Below are 17,592 nucleotides of genomic sequence, written 5' to 3'. Positions count from 1 at the left end.
CACCGGTACGCGGTCACGGCGGCACAGCCTGCCCTCGTCCTGCGCCTCGACCGGGTACCGCCGGACGTCCGGGCGGCTGCCGTCCAGGTCCAGGACGGCGGGCAAGCCGCACATCTCCTGTCATCTCTGCGGACGGGTCCCGCTCAGTGCCCCCGGGCGATCCACTCCGCCAGGTGGGGTGCCTCGGCGCCGATGGTGGTCGAGTCGCCGTGCCCGGTGAGGACCTTCGTCTCCGGCGGGAGGGTGAGCAGCTTGTCCCGGATGGAGTCGATGATCGTCGGGAAGTTCGAGTAGGACCGGCCGGTCGCGCCGGGGCCGCCCTGGAAGAGGGTGTCGCCGGTGAAGACGGTGGCCAGGCCGGGGTCGTGGAGGCAGACGGCACCGGGCGCGTGACCGGGCGTGTGCAGGACGGTCAGGTCCGCGCCGGCGGCCTCGATGACCAGCCCGTCGGACAGGTGGTTGTCGGGCTCGCGGTCGGGATGGGTGAGCTTCCACAGCGGAAGGTCGTCGGGGTGCAGCCAGATCTTGGCGCCGGTGAGGTCCGCGAGGGCGGGCGCGGCGTCGATGTGGTCGTTGTGGGCGTGGGTGCAGATGATCGCCTTCAGGACGCGGCCGTCGACCGCCGCGGCGATGGCCTCGGCGTCGTGGGCGGCGTCGATGACGACCACTTCGCGTTCGTCGCCGACGATCCACACGTTGTTCTCGACGTCCCAGGTGCCGCCGTCGAGGGTGAACTGCCCGGAGGTGACGAGGCGTTCGATGCGCGTGGTCATCACAGCACCACCACCGAACGCAGCACGTCGCCCTGGTGCATCCGCTCGAAGGCCTTCTCCACCTCGTCGAGCCGGATGGTCTCGGTGACGAAGGCGTCCAGGGGCAGCCGCCCCTGCAGGTGCAGGTCGATCAGCATGGGGAAGTCCCGGGAGGGCAGGCAGTCGCCGTACCAGGAGGACTTGAGGGCGCCGCCACGGCCGAAGACGTCGAGGAGCGGCAGTTCGAGCTTCATCTCGGGGGTGGGCACGCCGACCAGGACGACGGTGCCGGCCAGGTCGCGGGCGTAGAAGGCCTGCCGGTAGGTCTCCGGGCGGCCGACCGCCTCGATGACGACGTCGGCGCCGAAGCCGCCGGTCAGGTCACGGATCGCCTCGACAGGGTCGCTCTGGCGGGAGTTGACGCTGTGGGTGGCGCCCAGGGAGCGGGCCGTCTCCAGTTTCCGGTCGTCGATGTCGACGGCGATGATCTTCGCGGCGCCCGCCAGCCGGGCCCCGGCGATCGCGGCGTCGCCGACCCCGCCGCAGCCGATCACGGCGACCGAGTCGCCCCGGCCCACGTTGCCGGTGTTGATCGCGGCACCGATGCCGGCCATCACCCCGCAGCCGAGGAGGCCCGCGACCGCCGGGGAGGCGGCCGGGTCGACCTTGGTGCACTGCCCGGCGGCGACCAGCGTCTTCTCGGCGAAGGCACCGATACCGAGGGCCGGGGCGAGTTCCTGGCCGGTCGAGGCCAGGGTCATCCTCTGCTTGGCGTTGTGGGTGTCGAAGCAGTACCAGGGCCGGCCGCGCAGACAGGCCCGGCAGCTTCCGCACACGGCGCGCCAGTTGAGGATCACGAAGTCGCCGGGCGCGACGTCCGTGACGCCCTCACCGACCGACTCCACGACACCGGCGGCCTCGTGGCCGAGCAGGAAGGGGAACTCGTCGGTGATACCGCCCTGCTTGTAGTGCAGGTCGGTGTGACAGACCCCGCAGGCCTGCACCTGTACGACGGCTTCGCCCGGCCCCGGGTCCGGCACCACGATCGTCTCGACCCGCACGGGCTCGTCCCTGCCCGGTGCGATCACGCCGCGTACTTCCTGCGCCATGGACCTGCCCTTTCGTCGCTCTGCTGACGTGCTGCCCCGACCCTACGCGGAAACGATCAGCGACGGCACGCATCGGCCGATGCGGATCCTCCCGTGCGACCGCCGTCCGGGTCGCCCGTAATGTCCGACCACGGGAGGACGATCCCTGGAGGTATCTCGGTCACGGGACCCCGTACACACCGGGACGAGCGTGCCCGTCCGAGCGCGGGAGAGCGCGCCGGAGCCCGAGCTGCCGAGCCGAGCCGGAGGACACCCCGAAGCGCCGGCCGCCCGCTAGGCAAGCGACAGGAACAGCTTCTCCAGCCGGGCCTTCATCTGCTCGGTGGTCTCAGCGTCCGAGCCGCCCCGTGCGGGATCGGCGATGCACTGCTGGAGCCCGGTCGCGATGATCGCGAAACCCGCCCGGTCCAGGGCGCGCGAGGCGGCGGCCAGCTGGGTGACCACGTCCTCGCAGTCGCGGCCCTCCTCGATCATCTTGATCACGCCGGAGATCTGCCCCTGCGCCCGGCGCAGCCGGTTCAGCACCGACTTGAGCTCGTCACCCTCGAACTGAAGCTCCACGACCACCACTCCTCACATACCCGTCCGGGTATTTTACCGCCCTCTGGGGCGGACACGTCATCGCCCACCGCACGGAAGGATCGCACCCGCCGTGCCCACCGCTCCCCCGCACCCGGCTCCCGCCCCCGGCCAGGCCCCCTCGGCGCCTGCCGGAACCGACCGCCGTCGGCCACGTGCCCTGCGCCCGGGACTGTCCGCGCCCCGCGCCGCCGACGGAGAAACTCCTCCCGGCGGAGCTGGTTCCGCCCGTGGCCGACCGGGCCCCGGCGCCGGGAGCGGCCGTCGTAGCCTGGGGGTCGCCGGAGGGCGCCGCCCACCGCCCGGACGAGGAGCACCGTGACCGCCGCAGACGCAGTTCCGACGAGAGAGGGGACCGGCCCCTCCGTGTTCCGGCTGCTCCTCTCCTATGTACGGCCGCACCGCTGGGCCCTGCTGGCCGGCGCGGTGCTCTCGCTGGTGACGGGCGGGACCGGGCTGCTGCTGCCGCTGGTTGCCCGGGGGCTGATCGACGACCTGTCCCACGACCGTTCCATCACCGGGAAGTTGCTCGCGATGGCGGCTCTGGTGGTCGCCAACGCCGGGGTGGGCGCGCTGGGTTCCTACGTCCTCAGGCGGACCGCGGAGTCGGTGGTGCTCGGGGCACGGCGCACCCTGTCGTCGTATCTGCTCAGGCTGCGGATCACCGCCGTGGACCGTACCGAGCCCGGTGACCTGATGGCGCGCATCACCTCGGACACCACCCTGCTCCGCGAGGTCACCACGGACTCGCTGGTCGCGCTCGGCACCGGTGGGCTCACCCTGGCCGCCACCGTGGTGATGATGGGGGTGGTCGACCCGGTGCTGCTGGGCGTCACCCTCGTCGTGATCGCCGCGGCGGGCACCGTGCTGGGCCTGATCGTGCCGCGCATCAACCGGGCGAGCCGCCGTGCGCAGGACGCGGTCGGGGTGATGGGGGCCTCGCTGGAACGGGTGCTGGGCGCGCTGCGCACGGTGAAGGCGTCGGGCGCCGAGCACCGCGAGGAGCTGGCCCTGCACGAGGCCGCGGAGGAGTCCTGGCGGCAGAGCGTGCGGGCCGCCAAGTGGTCGGCGGCCGCGGGGAACACGGCGGGCCTCGCGATGCAGCTGGCGTTCATCACGGTGCTCGCGGCGGGCGGGGCACGGGTGGCGACCGGGGCCATCGGGGTGGGCACCCTGGTGGCGTTCCTGCTCTACGTCTTCTACCTGATGCAGCCCATCCAGCAGGTGGTCGGGGCGATCACCCAGTACCAGACCGGCGCCGGCGCGCTCGCCCGCATCCAGGAGGCGCTTGAACTGCCCGCCGAACCCCCGTCACCACCCGCCGAGTTGCCGTCCGCGGGCGCCGAACCGGCCGCCGTCGCCTTCACCGACGTGCGCTTCCGCTACGCCGACGACCTGCCGTACGTCCACCACGGCGTCAGCTTCGACATCCCCGCACGGGGCATGACGGCGTTCGTCGGGCCGTCCGGCGTGGGCAAGACCACCGTGTTCTCGCTGATCGAGCGGTTCTACGACCCCGAGTCCGGCACGGTCGCCGTGGACGGCCGCCCGGTCGCCGACTGGGAACTGCCGCTGCTGCGTTCGGCCATCGGGTACGTCGAGCAGGACGCACCGGTGCTGTCGGGCACGCTCAAGGACAATCTGCTGCTCGGCAGTCCGGAGGCGGACGAGGACGCGGTCACGCGGGTGGTGAAGACGACCCGGCTCGACGGTCTGGTCGCCCGGCTGCCGCAAGGGCTCGAGACCCTGGTCGGGCATCGCGGGACCAAGCTGTCGGGCGGCGAGCGGCAACGGGTGGCGATAGCACGGGCGTTGCTGCGCCGGCCCCGGCTGCTGCTCCTGGACGAGGCCACCTCGCAGCTGGACGCGGTGAACGAGGCGGCGCTTCGGGACACCGTCGCCGACGTGGCCCGGTCGACCACGGTGCTGGTGGTCGCGCACCGGCTGTCGACGGTGACCATGGCGGACCGGATCGTCGTCATGGACGCGGGCCGGGTCCGCGCGGTGGGCACGCACCGCCGGCTGGTGGCGGCGGACCCGCTGTACGCGGAACTGGCGGCGACGCAGTTCCTCGCCTCCGAACACTGAGCGGAGAGACGGGACCGGTCGCCGAGCGCCGGGTCCGTGCGCCGAGGAGTGCGGTTCGCCCGGCTTGCGGACCCCGTCGGCCCCGGCACCCGGCCCGAGACCTTCGGGATCTCGTCCTGTGCACGGCGCGGCCCGGACACGGGCGCCGCTCCCCCACCCGCCGGGCGGAGTCAGGCGAAGTGCGCGGCCTGCGCTTGCCGAGCCCGGCGGGGCGGAGGACGCTCGATGTGAGGGGCTCACGCGGCCCGTCCGCATCGGGTCGCGGGCTCCCGCAGGAGGTCACCATGGGCACCGCGACCGGCCCCACGTTCGACACCGACACGCTGCGCCGGGCCATAGAGGGGAACACCGGGAACACCCTCCTCGCGCTCTACACGGACGACGCGGAGATCCGCATCATCGACCGCGACACGCAGCCCAGCCACCCCAGGATCCTGCACGGCCGCCCGGACATCGCCGCGCTGCTGGACGACGTCTACAGCCGCGACATGACGCACACCCTGGACCAGTGCATCGTCCAGGGCGACAAGGCCGCCTACAGCGAGTCCTGCGAGTACGCGGACGGGGTCCGGGTGCTCACCGAGTCGATGATCACGCTGCGCGACGGCAAGATCGCCGAGCAGATCATGATCCAGGCCTGGGACGAGTGATCGGGAGGACAGGGCGCGTCCAGGCCGGCGCCCGGGTTGACCTGGACCTTCTCGGCGCGGGGGCGCTCGTTCACACCCGCCGCGCATGGCCTCGCGCGTGCGCCGCACTGCCGCGGAGGCTCCTGCGGACCGCGCGCTGCCGCGGGAGGCCCGCGCCTCTCGGTTACCCTGAGGGCGGGCCGTGACTGGCGCTGAGGTGGAGCACCACCGGGGAGCGGACCGCACCGTCGATGCCGTGCGCCTGGGCGATCAAGGCCGAACCAGCTCAGGAGCTGCCCCATGCCCCAGGCCCGCCTCATGGACGGCACCGCCGTCGCCCGCCGGATCGTCGAGGAGACCGCGAAGCAGGCCGCCGTCCTCACCGCACGGACCGGTGTCACGCCGTGTCTGGCCACCGTGCTGGTCGGCGCGGACCCCGCCTCCGTCACCTACGTCCGGATGAAGCAGAACCGCAGCCGCAAGGCGGGCATCGCCTCCCGGCACGTGGCCCTGCCCGCCACCACGACCACCGGTGAACTCGTTGCCGAGCTGCGGGCGTTGTCCGCCGACCCCGCGGTGCACGGCATCCTGCTCCAGCACCCGGTGGGCGAACACATCGACGAGCGGGCCGCGTTCGAGGCGATCGCGCCGGAGAAGGACGTGGACGGCGTGACCTTCGCGTCGTTCGCGACGATGAGCTTCGGCCTGCCCGGCTTCGTCTCCTGCACACCCGGCGGCATCCTGCGCCTGCTCGACGCCTATGACATCGACCCGGCCGGAAAGCGGGCGGTGGTCGTGGGCCGCAGCGCGATCCTGGGCAAACCGGCCGGCATGCTGCTGCTCGCCCGCGACGCCACCGTCACCTACTGCCACTCCCGCACCCGCGACCTGTCGGCGGCCGTCCGCGAGGCGGACATCGTGGTCGCCGCCGTCGGCCGGCCCCGGCTGATCCGGGGCCAGGACATCAAGCCGGGCGCGGTGGTGCTCGACGCCGGTTACAACGAGGGCAACGTCGGTGACGTCGACTTCGACACCGCCGTCGAGCGGGCCTCGCTGATCACGCCGGTGCCGGGCGGGGTCGGCCCGATGACCATCGCCGTGCTGCTGGAGCAGACGGTGGCGGCGGCCGCCCGGCAGCTCGGGGCATGAGGGTCGGCGCATCCAGGCGCGGTATTCGATGACGTCCCCGGCCCGCACCCCGCACTCGGGATCTCCCGGGTGACGTGGTCTCCAGGCCGAGTACGGCGCCGGTGGCCGGGGCCGGGATCGGCATCCGCCGACCGCCGGTGCCCCGGTCGAGGACACAGGCCTGCCCGGTGCGGCCCAGCCGGTCGATGACCTGACCGGCCGTAGCGATCGGTTCCTTGTGCACGGCAGCGGTCCTGGTGATCCTGGCACCGTGAGGTCGGCGCTCCTGAGAAGCGCGCGGGGCTGTGACCCACATGCGGCTGGCGCCGCGCGCGGCCGGTCACAGCCCACCCGCGCCCGACCGACCACCGGCTCAGCTCAGCCCCCACTGCTGATTGGTCCCCCCGTTGCAGGCCCACAGCACCAGCGAGGTCCCGTTACCGGTGGCCGCCCCGTACGCGTCCAGGCACAGCCCCGCGTTGACGTTGGTGATCGTCCCGTCCGAGTTGACGTTCCACTTCTGGTTGTTCTGCCCGTTGCAGTCCCAGATGACGACCTTGGTGCCGTTGGCCGTGCCCTGGTCGTACGCGTCCAGGCACTTGTCGCCGTACACCACGAACTCCTTGCGCGAGGTGTACGTCCAGGCCTGGTTCTGGCCGCCGTTGCAGTCCCAGATCGCGGCCTGGGTGCCGTTGCTGATGGTGTTGTCGTAGACGTCGGCGCAGCGGCCGGACTGCTTGCCCACGATCAGGCTGCCGTTGGTGCCGGGCACCGCGCTGACCGTGATCGCACCGAGCGTGGGCAGCGAACCGCCGCTGAACGTCAGCGAGTTGCCCGCTCCCTTGGTCAGGTCGACCTGCACGGACACGGTCCCCGGCGAGGACCCGGTCGGCGGGAAGGAGACCGTGGTCGGGGTCTGGCCGTTGACCTGGAGGGTGCCGGTGACGGCGGCGGAGCCGGTGTTGGTGTAGGCGACGTCGACGACGTCCAGGCCGGTACTCGCGGCGCTCACGCCGGTGTACCTGCCGGTGGCGGCGGCGCTGTAGCCGGTGCCGCCCGCCTCCGTGCCGCCGCTGACCTTGAGCATCACCGACCCGCCGGCCGGGACGCTCGCCGTGTAGCCGGTGGCGTACGAGCCGAGGTCCTGCTGGGCCCACAGGTCCCGCACGGTCGCCGCGGCACCGGTCAGGCCGAGGTCGGCCCAGCGGACGGTGATGTTCTGGGCGGAGGAGGTGCGGTTGAGAAGGACGACCGCGCGGTTGCCGGTACCGGAGAGCACCTTGCCGTAGACCTGCAGCCCGGTGGTGTCCTCGGCGACCTTGACGCCCTGCAGGCCGCGCGAGTCCTGGTCGACGGCGATGACGTCGGAGTCCTTGAGGATGGCGGCCGTCTCGGCGGTCATCGCGGTGAGGTCGTTGCCGGCGAGCAGCGGGGCGCCGGAGACCGCCCACAGCGCCATGTGGGTGCGGTTCTGGGCCGCCGTGAGACCGGTCATGCCGACGGTGAGCATGTCGGGGTCGTTGTGGTAGCCGGTGTGCTGAGCGGCCGGGTGCAGGCTCTGGTCGAAGTTGGACAGCACCGCCGACTGCGACGCCGTGCCGCCGTAGTAGTAGATGTCCGTGCTGGTCCGCCACATGGGGGCGAGTCCGGGCGCCCAGTTCCAGGGGTTCTGGTAGCCCCAGTTGCAGATGGACAGGGTCAGCGGACGGCCGGTGGCGGCGGTGGCGTCGGCGACGGCGGAGCTGATCGACTTGTACGCCGTCGCCGCGTCCAGGCCCTCGGCGTCGCCGCCGCACCAGTCGACCTTGACGAAGTCGAAGCCCCACTCGGAGAACTGGAGCATGTCCTGGTCGTAGTGGCCCTCGCTGCCGGTGTTCGCGGCGGCGGGGCGCCCGGTCGGGTAGTAGTACCCGCAGCCGTTGGCGCCCGCGTCGGTGTAGATGCCGGCCTTGAGGCCCTTGCTGTGGATGTAGTCGGCGATGGCGCTCATGCCGCCGGGCCACTCACCGGTGTCGACGGTGATGTTGCCGGCGCTGTCCCGGGTGCCCTGCCACCAGCCTTCGTCGATGTTGATGTAGTCGTAGCCGGCGGCCGGAAGGCCCGCCGCGACGAACGCGTCGACCTGCTGCTTGACGACGTCGTAGTCGATCTTCGAGGCGAAGCTGTTCCAGGAGGCCCAGCCCATCGGGGCGGCGGGCACCGGGATCTGCCGGGTCGTCGCCGCCCGGGCCGGCCCCGGCGCGGCGAACAGGAGCGCGGCGGCGGCCGTCAGTGTCAGGGCGAGGGTGCGTACGGCGACGGCCCGCAGGTGTCGTACGAGACCTCTGCCGGTCGGTCTGGGCGGGGGGTACATGCGGCTCCTCCACGGGGGTGCGCGAGGGTTGCGACATTTGCGTCCGACATTTCGAACATGGATCGGGGTTCCGAACGCGTTGCGGGCCGACGGTAGAGCCGCCGGAGGGTGAAGTCAACGGCTGTGACGGGCGTGAAGTCGCCCCATCCTTCGCGTCGTTCACCCCAAGAGCGCCCTGTCAGGGGCGCGGGTCCGTGCCGATGTACGACTCCGCCGCGCGGGCGCGAGACCGGCCACAACGAAGCCGAGGCCGCACCCGCACCCGCACCCGCACCCGCACCCGCACCACGACCCCACGCGGCTCACCCCTTGGGCGACCACCCCACCGGCCGCAGTGTCCCCACCAACAACCGCACCAGCTCCTCCACGACCTCGTCCAGACTCGCTTCCACCCGCCCCGCACTCCAGTCGTGCAGCAAGCCGTTCACGCTGCCGATGAACGCCGTCGCGGCCAGCCGGTAATCACGCGGAGCCGCCTCACCGCGCGCGACGGCCGCGTTCGCCTCGGTGCATATCAGCTCCACCCACTGCGCCCGCCGCGCCAGCCGCTGCTCCTCCAGCCGCGGGCTCACCCCGATGATCTCCACGAAGGCGACACGGATGCGCCGCGGATCCGACGTGACATCACGGGCGTACGCCCGGAACAGCACCGTCACGCGCTCGACCAGCGGCAACGGTTCCGCCTCGGTGAACGCCTCGACCACCGCCCGCTCCGCCCACCCGTTGACCTCCAGGTGCAGCGCGGCGAGCACGTCCTCCAGGGTCTGGAACTCCTCGTAGAACTGACGGGTCGACAGACCCGCCGCCTGGCTCAGCGCGGCCACCGTGGTGGCACGGAACCCCGGTGCGCCGCCGAAGAGCTGTAGCGCAGCGTCCAGGAAGCGCCGGCGCCGCTCGGCCTTGCGTTCCTCGGCGGACCGGCCGCCGTAGCGACCCGTCGGTGCCTTGAGCCTGCCCGCCAAGACTGCCCCCTCCGTCGACCGCCCGATGGTCAATTTTCTCGCGTACGCCTCTTGTGAAGTCATCCACCCCTTCCTTACTTTTCAGTAAGTTACTTCGAACGCGCCCGTGTTCAGTTTCCGTGACCCTGTGACCGTACGCGCGCGCCCACCCCCCCTCAGAGGAGAGAGCAGCCATGCCTGCCTTCAGATCCAGGCACCTTTGCTCCGTAGCCGCCGCCCTCGTCCTGACCGTCGCCGCATCCGCGACCGCCGCCCACGCCGCGGGCGACGCGTCCCTGCGCGAGGTGTTGTTCGTCGGCAACAACTGGGACGGCACCGCGACCGTCCTGAACTCGTCCGGCGACTTCGCCAAGGTCGGCCAGATCAACGTCATACCCGACAAGGACGCGCGGATCGCGGAGATCAACGCCGACCCGATCAAGTGGATCTACTTCACATCGATCCGCAACGAGGTGGGCCAGGGCCACGACCAGTACGTGGACGACATGTACTCCACGCCGGACGGCAAGTCCGTGGTCGTCTCCCGCCCGAGCTTCGCCGACGTCGTCTCCATCGACCTGGCCACCGACAAGATCAACTGGCGCTTCCCGGTGGCGGGTTACCGCGCCGACCACATGGCCGTCTCCCCCGACGGCACGAAGGTCGCGGTCTCGGCGTCCACCGCGAACAAGGTGCAGGTGCTGGACATCAGCACCGGCACCGAGCTGGGCGAGTTCGCCACCGGTGACAAGCCGCACGAGAACGTCTTCAGCCCCGACGGCAAGTACATCTGGAACATGTCGATCGGCGAGGTCACCACCTCGCTCGACGACCCGTCCTGGGACTGGACCAAGGGCGACCGCCACATCACCGTCGCCGACGCCACCACCTACAAGCAGGTCAAGACCATCGACATGCGGGCCCGGCTGGACGCGATCGGCCTGAAGGACTTCTCGGACGCGATCCGGCCCGCGGCCTTCACGCCCGACTGGTCGAAGATGTACTTCCAGGTGTCGTTCTTCAACGGCTTCCTGGAGTACGACATCGCCAGCGACAAGATCACCCGGGTGAAGACGCTGCCGGCCAACCCGGCGACCAGCACCGACCGCACCACCTGGCTCCTCGACTCGCGTCACCACGGCATCTCGATGAAGCCGGACGGCACCAAGCTGTGCGTCGCCGGGACGATGGACAACTACGCCACGATCGTCGACCGCGCCACCCTGCAGGAGGGGCCGCTCATCACGGCGTCCACGCCGTACTGGGCCACGGTCAGCGGTGACGGCAAGGACTGCATCATCTCGGAGAGCGGCGCCGACCAGGTGACCGCGATCGACTTCAGCACCGGCCAGAAGGTGACCTCGGTGCCCGTCGGCGACCACCCGCAGCGCGTCCGGCTCGGCCACGTCCAGGCCGACTGGACCGGTGCGTCCGGTAGTTGACAGCAGTTGACGGTACGTCAGTAGTCTTCGGCCTCCGGGGTGCGCGGCACCCCGGAGGCCGAAGCGGTGTTCAGAACTTCGCCGCCACCCAGGCGGCCAGTTCCGCCTTGGCCGCGCCCAGCAGGGCGGAGCCGGGCGAGGTCGCCCCGTTGGTCACCAGCGCGAAGTGCAGCACGCCGGAGTCCGCGTCGGTGAGCAGCAGTCGGCGGCTGCCCGTCCCACCCGGTTCCGCCGCCACGCCGACCGGGGCCGAGGACGTGTACGACGGGGGCGCGTAGGCCGTGCCCAGGTCGGAGACGACCGTCGTGGACGCGGCCGGGAAGGAGGCCGGGAGGTGGAGTTCGGTCGGTGCGGTGGCGCTGCCGGAGCGCCAGACCTGGACGGCGTACTGTCCGGAGCCGACCAGCGCGGCCACGTTCGGCAGCGAGCTGGGCACCGGGTTCCAGGTCAGGGTCGTGGACCCGTCCCGGGAGCGGTCCTCGTAGGTGAAGGCGAGGGTGCTGCCCGAGGTGGCGCTCGGGTAGACCCGGTCGAGCAGCCGGGCGTCCTGACGGAGCGTCACGGTGCCCGAGGCGGTCATGTTCACGGCCGAGAGGTCCTCGTCGTTCCAGGCGTCACCGGAGGTGAGGACCTTGCTTGCATTGCCGTTCATCAGCTCGTGGTGGCGGCCGTTGTAGATGTCCCACTGCCACTGGGTTCCGGACAGCACCGGTCCGGAGGAGGCCGGCGTGGACCACCAGTTCGCCCCGGAGAGGCGGGAGTCGAGGGCCTGGTACATCGCCTTGTCGACGGTCGGCGCCTTGCCGGAGGTGGTACCGGACAGCGGATGCCCGAACTCGCTGACGATCGCCGTCGTTCCCGCGGCCGACGCCCGGTCCCGGACGGTGCCGAAGTCGGTCGAGTACTGGCCGTCGGAGGCGTTGCCCCACATCAGGATTCCGGAGATCGCCTTCTGGTCGTAGAAGTGGGTGTTGAAGACGTACCGCGAGCCGAGCGTGCCCGTGTCCAGCAGGCCGCCCTCCTGGTGGGTGACGTTGCCGTTCCAGTAGAGGTTGGGCTCGACCAGGGCGGGCTTGCCGCTCCAGCCGGCCGCGTCCATCCGGGCCCGGAACTTCTGGTAGAAGGGCCACAGCCGGTTCTGCTCCCAGGTGCGGGAGGTCTCCCCGGAGTCGTAGCTGCCGGCGTACGGCTCGTTGTACGGGTCGAAGCCGACCACGCCGGCGAACTCGTCGGACGTCAGGTGCTGGGCCAGGTAGGTCATGGTGGTCTGGGCGGTGGCCAGGAAGGCGTCCTGGAGGCCGTGGTTGTTGTGCCAGAAGTCGTACTGGGCGTCCTGGACGGCCGTGTTCTGGGTGATGTTCTGGCCCCAGAAGAGGCAGATGCCGCAGGATTCGGCCGGGTAGTTCCCCAGTTCCACCGCCCACTCGGGGGCACCGTCGCCGGTGTACCAGCTGCCCGAGTTGAACAGGTAGCGCGAGTACAGGTCCTGGTGGAAGTCGGGGAAGACGCGGATGCCGGCGTCGAGGAACGCCTGCATCTGCGCGGTCACGGCGGCCAGGTAGCCGGTGTCGACCTGGCCCTGGACGGGTTCGGCGTGCGCCCAGGAGAGCAGGAAGCGCACCGCGTTGCCGCCGCCGAGGGCGCGCAGCGCGGTGGCGGACTTCGCCGCGTCGGCGACGGAGGCGAAGGGCAGGCCGCTGTTCTCCTCCAGCTTGGTCTCGCCGGAGACGTTGTAGCCGCGCAGCACGACCTCACGGCCCTGGCCGTCGACGAAACGGCCGTTCTGCACGGTGAGGGCGGTGCCGTCGAACCAGAGGGAGTCGGACGGGGTGGCGGCGGTGGCGGACGGGGTGCCCGCCACCGCGAGGAATCCACAGAGGACAACCAGGACAACGATCAGCCGTGCCCGGATATTCGTCATGTCCATCACAGTCGGGTGATCTCCGGACACAGTCAATACTTCTGACTCGCGAGTAAGTTCGATACCTGCCCGGCACTTGTTCCCCAGCCGCGCACTTCTCCCCCATCCACCCGCTCGGCCGGTGAGGGTCAGCGGGTGCTCCTCGCGACTGAGCGGACCGCGCTCGGGTCAGCCCCGTCGGCAGTGCGCCGGGCCCGGGCGCCGTGGCCTGGTCTTCGCGGCGCGGGGAACGGGTCAACGCCGGACTCCCGTGCCGGCATGAGGGCCGCCGCCGGCGCGGGGCGGCCTGACCGTGCCCTCGGTACGGTCGAGCTCGGCCTTCCGGGCCCGGAACCCTTCTTCGGACCTGCCGCGTCGCCGGTGACTCAGCCCGGCCGGTACCCCGTCGGGTGCGGCACCGTACCGGACCGGTCGCCGTGTGCCCTCGGCTCCTCCGTCCGGCGGCCGCGGGTCGTCGCGGCCGGCCGCCGCGCGGGAGCCCGTCTCGGTGAGCGCGTCGGGCGCCTCCGCCGGCGTGGCGCGGAGTTGCCGGGCGGCCGCACGCACGGCCGCGGTCCCGGCCGGCCTGGCGGCGGGTTCGAGGGCCGCCGCGCCGGTGTGACCGGCGGGCCGCCCGGCCCGCCTGCCGTCGCCGGGTGGGATCCTCGTCCAGGAAAGGCGGCCCCGCCGCCGGGGCGTCCGGTCGGCAGTCCACGCTCTCGCCGCACAGCGGCCAGGACAGTGAGCCCGCCGCAGCACTCGCCGGGGCCTCCCCACGGCCCTAGAGTGACCTACATCACGCAGTCTTGCGAAGATCCCTCTTCCCTGCCCCGCACGGCCTGGAGGGCACATGACCCACATCAAGGTGACGGTGGACGGCACGCTCTACGACGACGAGGTCGAACCCCGTCTGCTGCTGGCCCACTACCTGCGCGACCGTCTCGGCCTGACCGGCACCCCGATCGGCTGCGACACCTCGAACTGCGGCGCGTGCACGGTCGAACTGGACGGGGCGAGTGCCAAGAGTTGCTCGGTACTGGCCGTCCAGGCGGACGGCTGCACGGTGACCACCGTCCAGGGGCTGTCCGCGAACGGGGAGTGGACGGCGCTGCAGCGGGCCTTCCACGAGCGGCACGGGCTGCAGTGCGGCTACTGCACGCCCGGGATGATCATGGCGGCACGGGATCTGCTGCGCGAGAACCCGCAGCCGTCCGCCCAGGAGGTCCGGCAGGCCCTGGAGGGCAACCTGTGCCGGTGCACCGGCTACCAGAACATCGTCCGCGCGGTGCTCGCCGCCTCCGGGCAACAGGTACCCGAGGAGGCCACGGCATGACCGACCAGGCCGTGAATGCCGCAGCACCCGAGATCGGCCGCGCCCGGCTGCGCAAGGAGGACGCCCGGCTGATCACCGGCCAGACCAACTGGACCGACAACATCCAGGTCGCCGGACTGCTCCACCTGGCCGTCCTGCGCAGCCCGATGGCACACGCCCGCATCACCCGCGTGGACGTCTCCCCCGCCCTCGAACGCCCCGGGGTCATCGCCGCGTTCGCCGGCGGCGACCTCGCCGAGGGCCTCGGCTCGCTGCCCTGCGCCTGGCCGGTGACCGAGGACATCGTGCTGCCCGACCACCCGCCGATCGCCGTCCACGAGGTCCGGCACGCCGGCGACCCGGTGGCCGTCGTGGTGGCCCGCGACCGGTACGCCGCCGCCGACGCGCTGGAGGCGATCGAGGTCGACTACGATCCGCTGCCCCCGGTCCTCGACCTGGAGACCGCGCTGGCGGACGACGCCCCGCTGGTCCACTCCGACAAGGGCACCAACCGCTGCTACACCTGGCCGCTCGCCACCGGCGAGAACTTCGAGTCGGTGCGGCAGCGCGCCGAGGTGACCCTCCGGCGCCGTTACCACCAGCAGCGGCTGATCCCCAACGCCATGGAACCGCGCGCGGTCGTGGTCACCCCGATCGCCGCATCCGGCGAGTACACGGTCCACTCGGCGACCCAGATCCCGCACATCCTGCGGATCATGCTGGCTACCGTCACCGGGATCCCCGAGCACAAGCTCCGGGTGATCGCCCCGGACGTGGGCGGCGGCTTCGGCTCCAAGCTCCAGGTGTACGGCGAGGAGGCCATCGCGCTGGCCGTCGCCCGCAAGCTGGGCCGCCCCGTGAAGTGGACGGAGTCCCGCTCCGAGGGCTACCTGGCCACCCATCACGGCCGCGGCATGATCCAGGACATCGAGGTCGCCGCCACCCGCGAGGGCAGGCTGCTCGGCCTGAAGGTGGACCTGATCGCCGACATGGGCGCCTACCTGATGCTGGTCACCCCGGGCATCCCGATCCTCGGCGCGTTCATGTACCCGGCGATCTACAAGATGGACGCGTACGAGTTCACCTGCACCGGCGTCTTCACCACCCGCACCCCCACCGACGCCTACCGCGGCGCCGGGCGCCCGGAGGCGACCTTCGCCATCGAGCGGATCATGGACGACCTGGCCGCCGAACTCGGCCTGGACCCCGTGGAGCTGCGGCGCCGGAACTGGATCCGGCACGAGGAGTTCCCGTACACCACGATCGCCGGGCTGACCTACGACAGCGGCAACTACGAGGCCGCCACGGACAGGGCCCTCGCCCTGTTCGGCTACGACGAGCTGCGCGCCGAACAGCACGAGCGCAACGAACGCGGCGACACCGTACGCCTCGGGATCGGCGTGTCGACCTTCACGGAGATGTGCGGTCTCGCGCCCAGCCGGGTGCTGCGCGACCTCAGGTACGGGGCCGGCGGCTGGGAGGCGGCGAGCATCCGCATGCTGCCCACCGGGAAGGTCGAGGTGGTCACCGGCACCAGTCCGCACGGGCAGGGCCACGAGACCTGCTGGAGCCAGATCGCGGCCGACGTGCTGGGCGTGCCGTTCGACGACGTCGAGGTGGTGCACGGCGACACCCGGTCCTCGCCGCAGGGCATGGACACCTACGGCTCGCGGTCGCTGGCCGTGGGCGGCGAGGCCGTGCACCGGGCGGCGGTGAAGGTGGTCGACAAGGCGCGCAAGGTCGCCGCGCATCTGCTGGAGGCCAGCGAGCAGGACCTGGAGTTCACGGACGGCGTGTTCGCCGTGAAGGGCTCGCCCGAGGCGCGCAGGACCATCCAGGAGATCGCCTTCGAGGCGTTCACCAGCCACGACCTGCCCGACGGTGTGGAACCGTCCATCAACGCCGAGACGGTGGTCGACCCGGAGAACTTCTCCTACCCGCACGGTACCCACCTGTGCGCGGTCGAGATCGACACGGAGACCGGCAAGACGAAGATCAGGTCGTACGTGTGCGTGGACGACGTCGGTCATGTCGTCAACCCGATGATCGTCGAGGGCCAGGTGCACGGCGGTCTCGCGCAGGGCATCGCGCAGGCGCTGTACGAGGAGGCCGTCTACGACGACGAGGGCAACCTCGTCTCCGGGACCATGGCCGACTACCTCGTGCCGTCGGCGGCGGACCTGCCGGACTTCGTCACCGACCGCACGGAGACCCCGGCGGCCTCGAACGCCATGGGGGTCAAGGGGGTCGGCGAGGCCGGGACGATCGCGTCGACGCCCGCGGTGGTCAACGCCGTGGTGGACGCACTGCGTCCGCTGGGCGTCACCGACGTACGGATGCCGTGCTCGCCGCACCGGGTGTGGCAGGCCGTACGGGACGCCGGCCGGGCCGGTGCCGGCGCCGAGGCCGGCGGCACCGGGCCGGCGCGGTCGGGGCAGTCCGGGCCGGCCGCCCGGTCCGGCGACCTGGGTCAGTACGGTGAGGAGGGTTCCGGATGATTCCCCCCGCGTTCGACTACACCCGCCCGACCGGCGTCGACGAGGCGGTGCGCGCCCTCGCCGACGCGGGTGAGGAGGCGAAGGTGCTGGCCGGCGGGCAGAGCCTGCTGCCGTTGCTGCGGCTGCGGCTCGCCTTCCCGGAGCTGCTCGTGGACGTCGGCCGGATCCCGCAGCTGCGCGGGGTCCGTGAGGACGGCGACACGCTCGCCATCGGCGCGCTGACCACCCACCACGATGTCGTCCACGACCCGCTGGTACGACGGCACGCCGGGCTGCTGGCGGCGGCGACGGCCACCGTCGCCGACCCCGCCGTACGGCACCGCGGCACCCTCGGCGGCTCCCTCGCGCACGCCGACCCGGCCGGGGACCTGCCCGCCGTGGCGCTCGCCCTCGACGCCGAACTGGTCGTCGCCGGGCCGGGCGGCCGGCGCACGATCCCGGCCCGGGACTTCTTCGTGGACTACCTCCAGTCGGCGCTCGCGCCCGACGAACTGCTGGTGGAGGTACGGATCCCGAAGACGGACGGCTGGGGCTTCCACTACGAGAAGTTCCACGCGGTCGCCCAGTCCTGGGCCATCGTCGGGGTCGCGGCGCTGGTGCGGCGCGACGACGGGCACATCGCCGAGGCGCGGATCGGGCTGACCAACATGGGCTCCACGCCGTTGCGGGCCACCGCGGCCGAGCAGGCGCTGTCCGGTGCCGACGGCCCGCAGGCCGTGGCCCGTGCCGCCGAGGCCGCGGCCGAGGGCACCCGGCCGTCCCAGGACCTGTCGGCCTCGCCCGAGTACCGGGAGCACCTCGCGCGGGTGCTGACCAGGCGGGCGGTGCTGACCGCCGGTGGAATGGGGTGAGCGCCGATTC

Annotated in this window: 13 protein-coding genes and 1 riboswitch; of the genes, 7 read left to right on the top strand and 6 right to left on the bottom strand. The window is 71.8% G+C overall.

The annotated features are described in order from the left end of the window. Positions 1–143: 143 nt before the first annotated feature. The 3 genes from LQ326_RS18285 to LQ326_RS18275 form a co-directional block, all read right to left on the bottom strand. Positions 144–773, bottom strand: a complete 630-nt coding sequence (locus LQ326_RS18285) for an MBL fold metallo-hydrolase (protein WP_234538044.1) — start codon at positions 771–773, stop codon at positions 144–146. Then, positions 773–1,861 (bottom strand): S-(hydroxymethyl)mycothiol dehydrogenase, encoded by a 1,089-nt coding sequence (locus LQ326_RS18280; protein ID WP_234538042.1) that lies wholly within the window; start codon positions 1,859–1,861, stop codon positions 773–775. Before LQ326_RS18280 ends, LQ326_RS18285 begins: the two co-directional genes overlap by 1 nt. A gap of 273 nt (positions 1,862–2,134) precedes the next feature. Beyond that, positions 2,135–2,422 (bottom strand): metal-sensitive transcriptional regulator, encoded by a 288-nt coding sequence (locus LQ326_RS18275; protein WP_234538040.1) that lies wholly within the window; start codon positions 2,420–2,422, stop codon positions 2,135–2,137. A gap of 336 nt (positions 2,423–2,758) precedes the next feature. On the opposite strand from LQ326_RS18275, the gene LQ326_RS18270 reads away from it, so the two are divergent. The 3 genes from LQ326_RS18270 to LQ326_RS18260 all read left to right on the top strand — a co-directional run bounded on the left by LQ326_RS18270 (position 2,759) and on the right by LQ326_RS18260 (position 6,306). Then, complete coding sequence (locus LQ326_RS18270) at positions 2,759–4,528, top strand: ABC transporter ATP-binding protein (RefSeq protein ID WP_234538038.1); 1,770 nt, start codon at positions 2,759–2,761, stop codon at positions 4,526–4,528. Positions 4,529–4,812: 284 nt separating this feature from the next. Beyond that, entirely contained in the window at positions 4,813–5,178 is a 366-nt protein-coding gene (locus LQ326_RS18265; RefSeq protein ID WP_234538036.1) for a nuclear transport factor 2 family protein, read from the top strand. A gap of 171 nt (positions 5,179–5,349) precedes the next feature. Then, positions 5,350–5,432: riboswitch (ZMP/ZTP riboswitch) on the top strand. Positions 5,433–5,457: 25 nt separating this feature from the next. Beyond that, entirely contained in the window at positions 5,458–6,306 is an 849-nt protein-coding gene (locus LQ326_RS18260; RefSeq protein WP_234538034.1) for a bifunctional 5,10-methylenetetrahydrofolate dehydrogenase/5,10-methenyltetrahydrofolate cyclohydrolase, read from the top strand. A gap of 352 nt (positions 6,307–6,658) precedes the next feature. Here LQ326_RS18260 and LQ326_RS18250 read toward each other — a convergent pair whose 3' ends face one another. Both LQ326_RS18250 and LQ326_RS18245 read right to left on the bottom strand, forming a co-directional pair. Beyond that, positions 6,659–8,638: a ricin-type beta-trefoil lectin domain protein gene (locus LQ326_RS18250; protein ID WP_234538032.1), complete on the bottom strand. Its 1,980-nt coding sequence runs from the start codon at positions 8,636–8,638 to the stop codon at positions 6,659–6,661. A gap of 302 nt (positions 8,639–8,940) precedes the next feature. After that, positions 8,941–9,600, bottom strand: coding sequence for a TetR/AcrR family transcriptional regulator (locus LQ326_RS18245; RefSeq protein WP_234538030.1), 660 nt, complete (start codon positions 9,598–9,600; stop codon positions 8,941–8,943). A gap of 173 nt (positions 9,601–9,773) precedes the next feature. Between LQ326_RS18245 and LQ326_RS18240 the strand changes: the two genes are divergently transcribed. Further along, entirely contained in the window at positions 9,774–11,021 is a 1,248-nt protein-coding gene (locus LQ326_RS18240; protein ID WP_234538028.1) for a YncE family protein, read from the top strand. 70 nt (positions 11,022–11,091) lie between these two features. Here LQ326_RS18240 and LQ326_RS18235 read toward each other — a convergent pair whose 3' ends face one another. Next, positions 11,092–12,948 (bottom strand): cellulase family glycosylhydrolase, encoded by a 1,857-nt coding sequence (locus LQ326_RS18235; protein ID WP_234538026.1) that lies wholly within the window; start codon positions 12,946–12,948, stop codon positions 11,092–11,094. An 823-nt stretch (positions 12,949–13,771) separates the two neighbouring features. Between LQ326_RS18235 and LQ326_RS18230 the strand changes: the two genes are divergently transcribed. The 3 genes from LQ326_RS18230 to LQ326_RS18220 are packed head-to-tail and all read left to right on the top strand — an operon-like array spanning position 13,772 to position 17,582. Next, complete coding sequence (locus LQ326_RS18230; RefSeq protein ID WP_234538024.1) at positions 13,772–14,254, top strand: (2Fe-2S)-binding protein; 483 nt, start codon at positions 13,772–13,774, stop codon at positions 14,252–14,254. Continuing rightward, complete coding sequence (locus LQ326_RS18225; protein WP_234538021.1) at positions 14,251–16,731, top strand: xanthine dehydrogenase family protein molybdopterin-binding subunit; 2,481 nt, start codon at positions 14,251–14,253, stop codon at positions 16,729–16,731. Before LQ326_RS18230 ends, LQ326_RS18225 begins: the two co-directional genes overlap by 4 nt. Continuing rightward, on the top strand, positions 16,728–17,582 hold the full coding sequence (locus LQ326_RS18220; protein ID WP_234538018.1) for an FAD binding domain-containing protein: 855 nt from the start codon (positions 16,728–16,730) through the stop codon (positions 17,580–17,582). The genes LQ326_RS18225 and LQ326_RS18220 overlap by 4 nt, the downstream gene beginning before the upstream one ends. Positions 17,583–17,592: the final 10 nt, after the last annotated feature.

This window comes from Streptomyces shenzhenensis (genome assembly GCF_021462265.1).
Classification (GTDB): Bacteria; Actinomycetota; Actinomycetes; order Streptomycetales; family Streptomycetaceae; genus Streptomyces; species Streptomyces shenzhenensis.
This window is presented reverse-complemented; position numbering and strand designations above follow the sequence as displayed.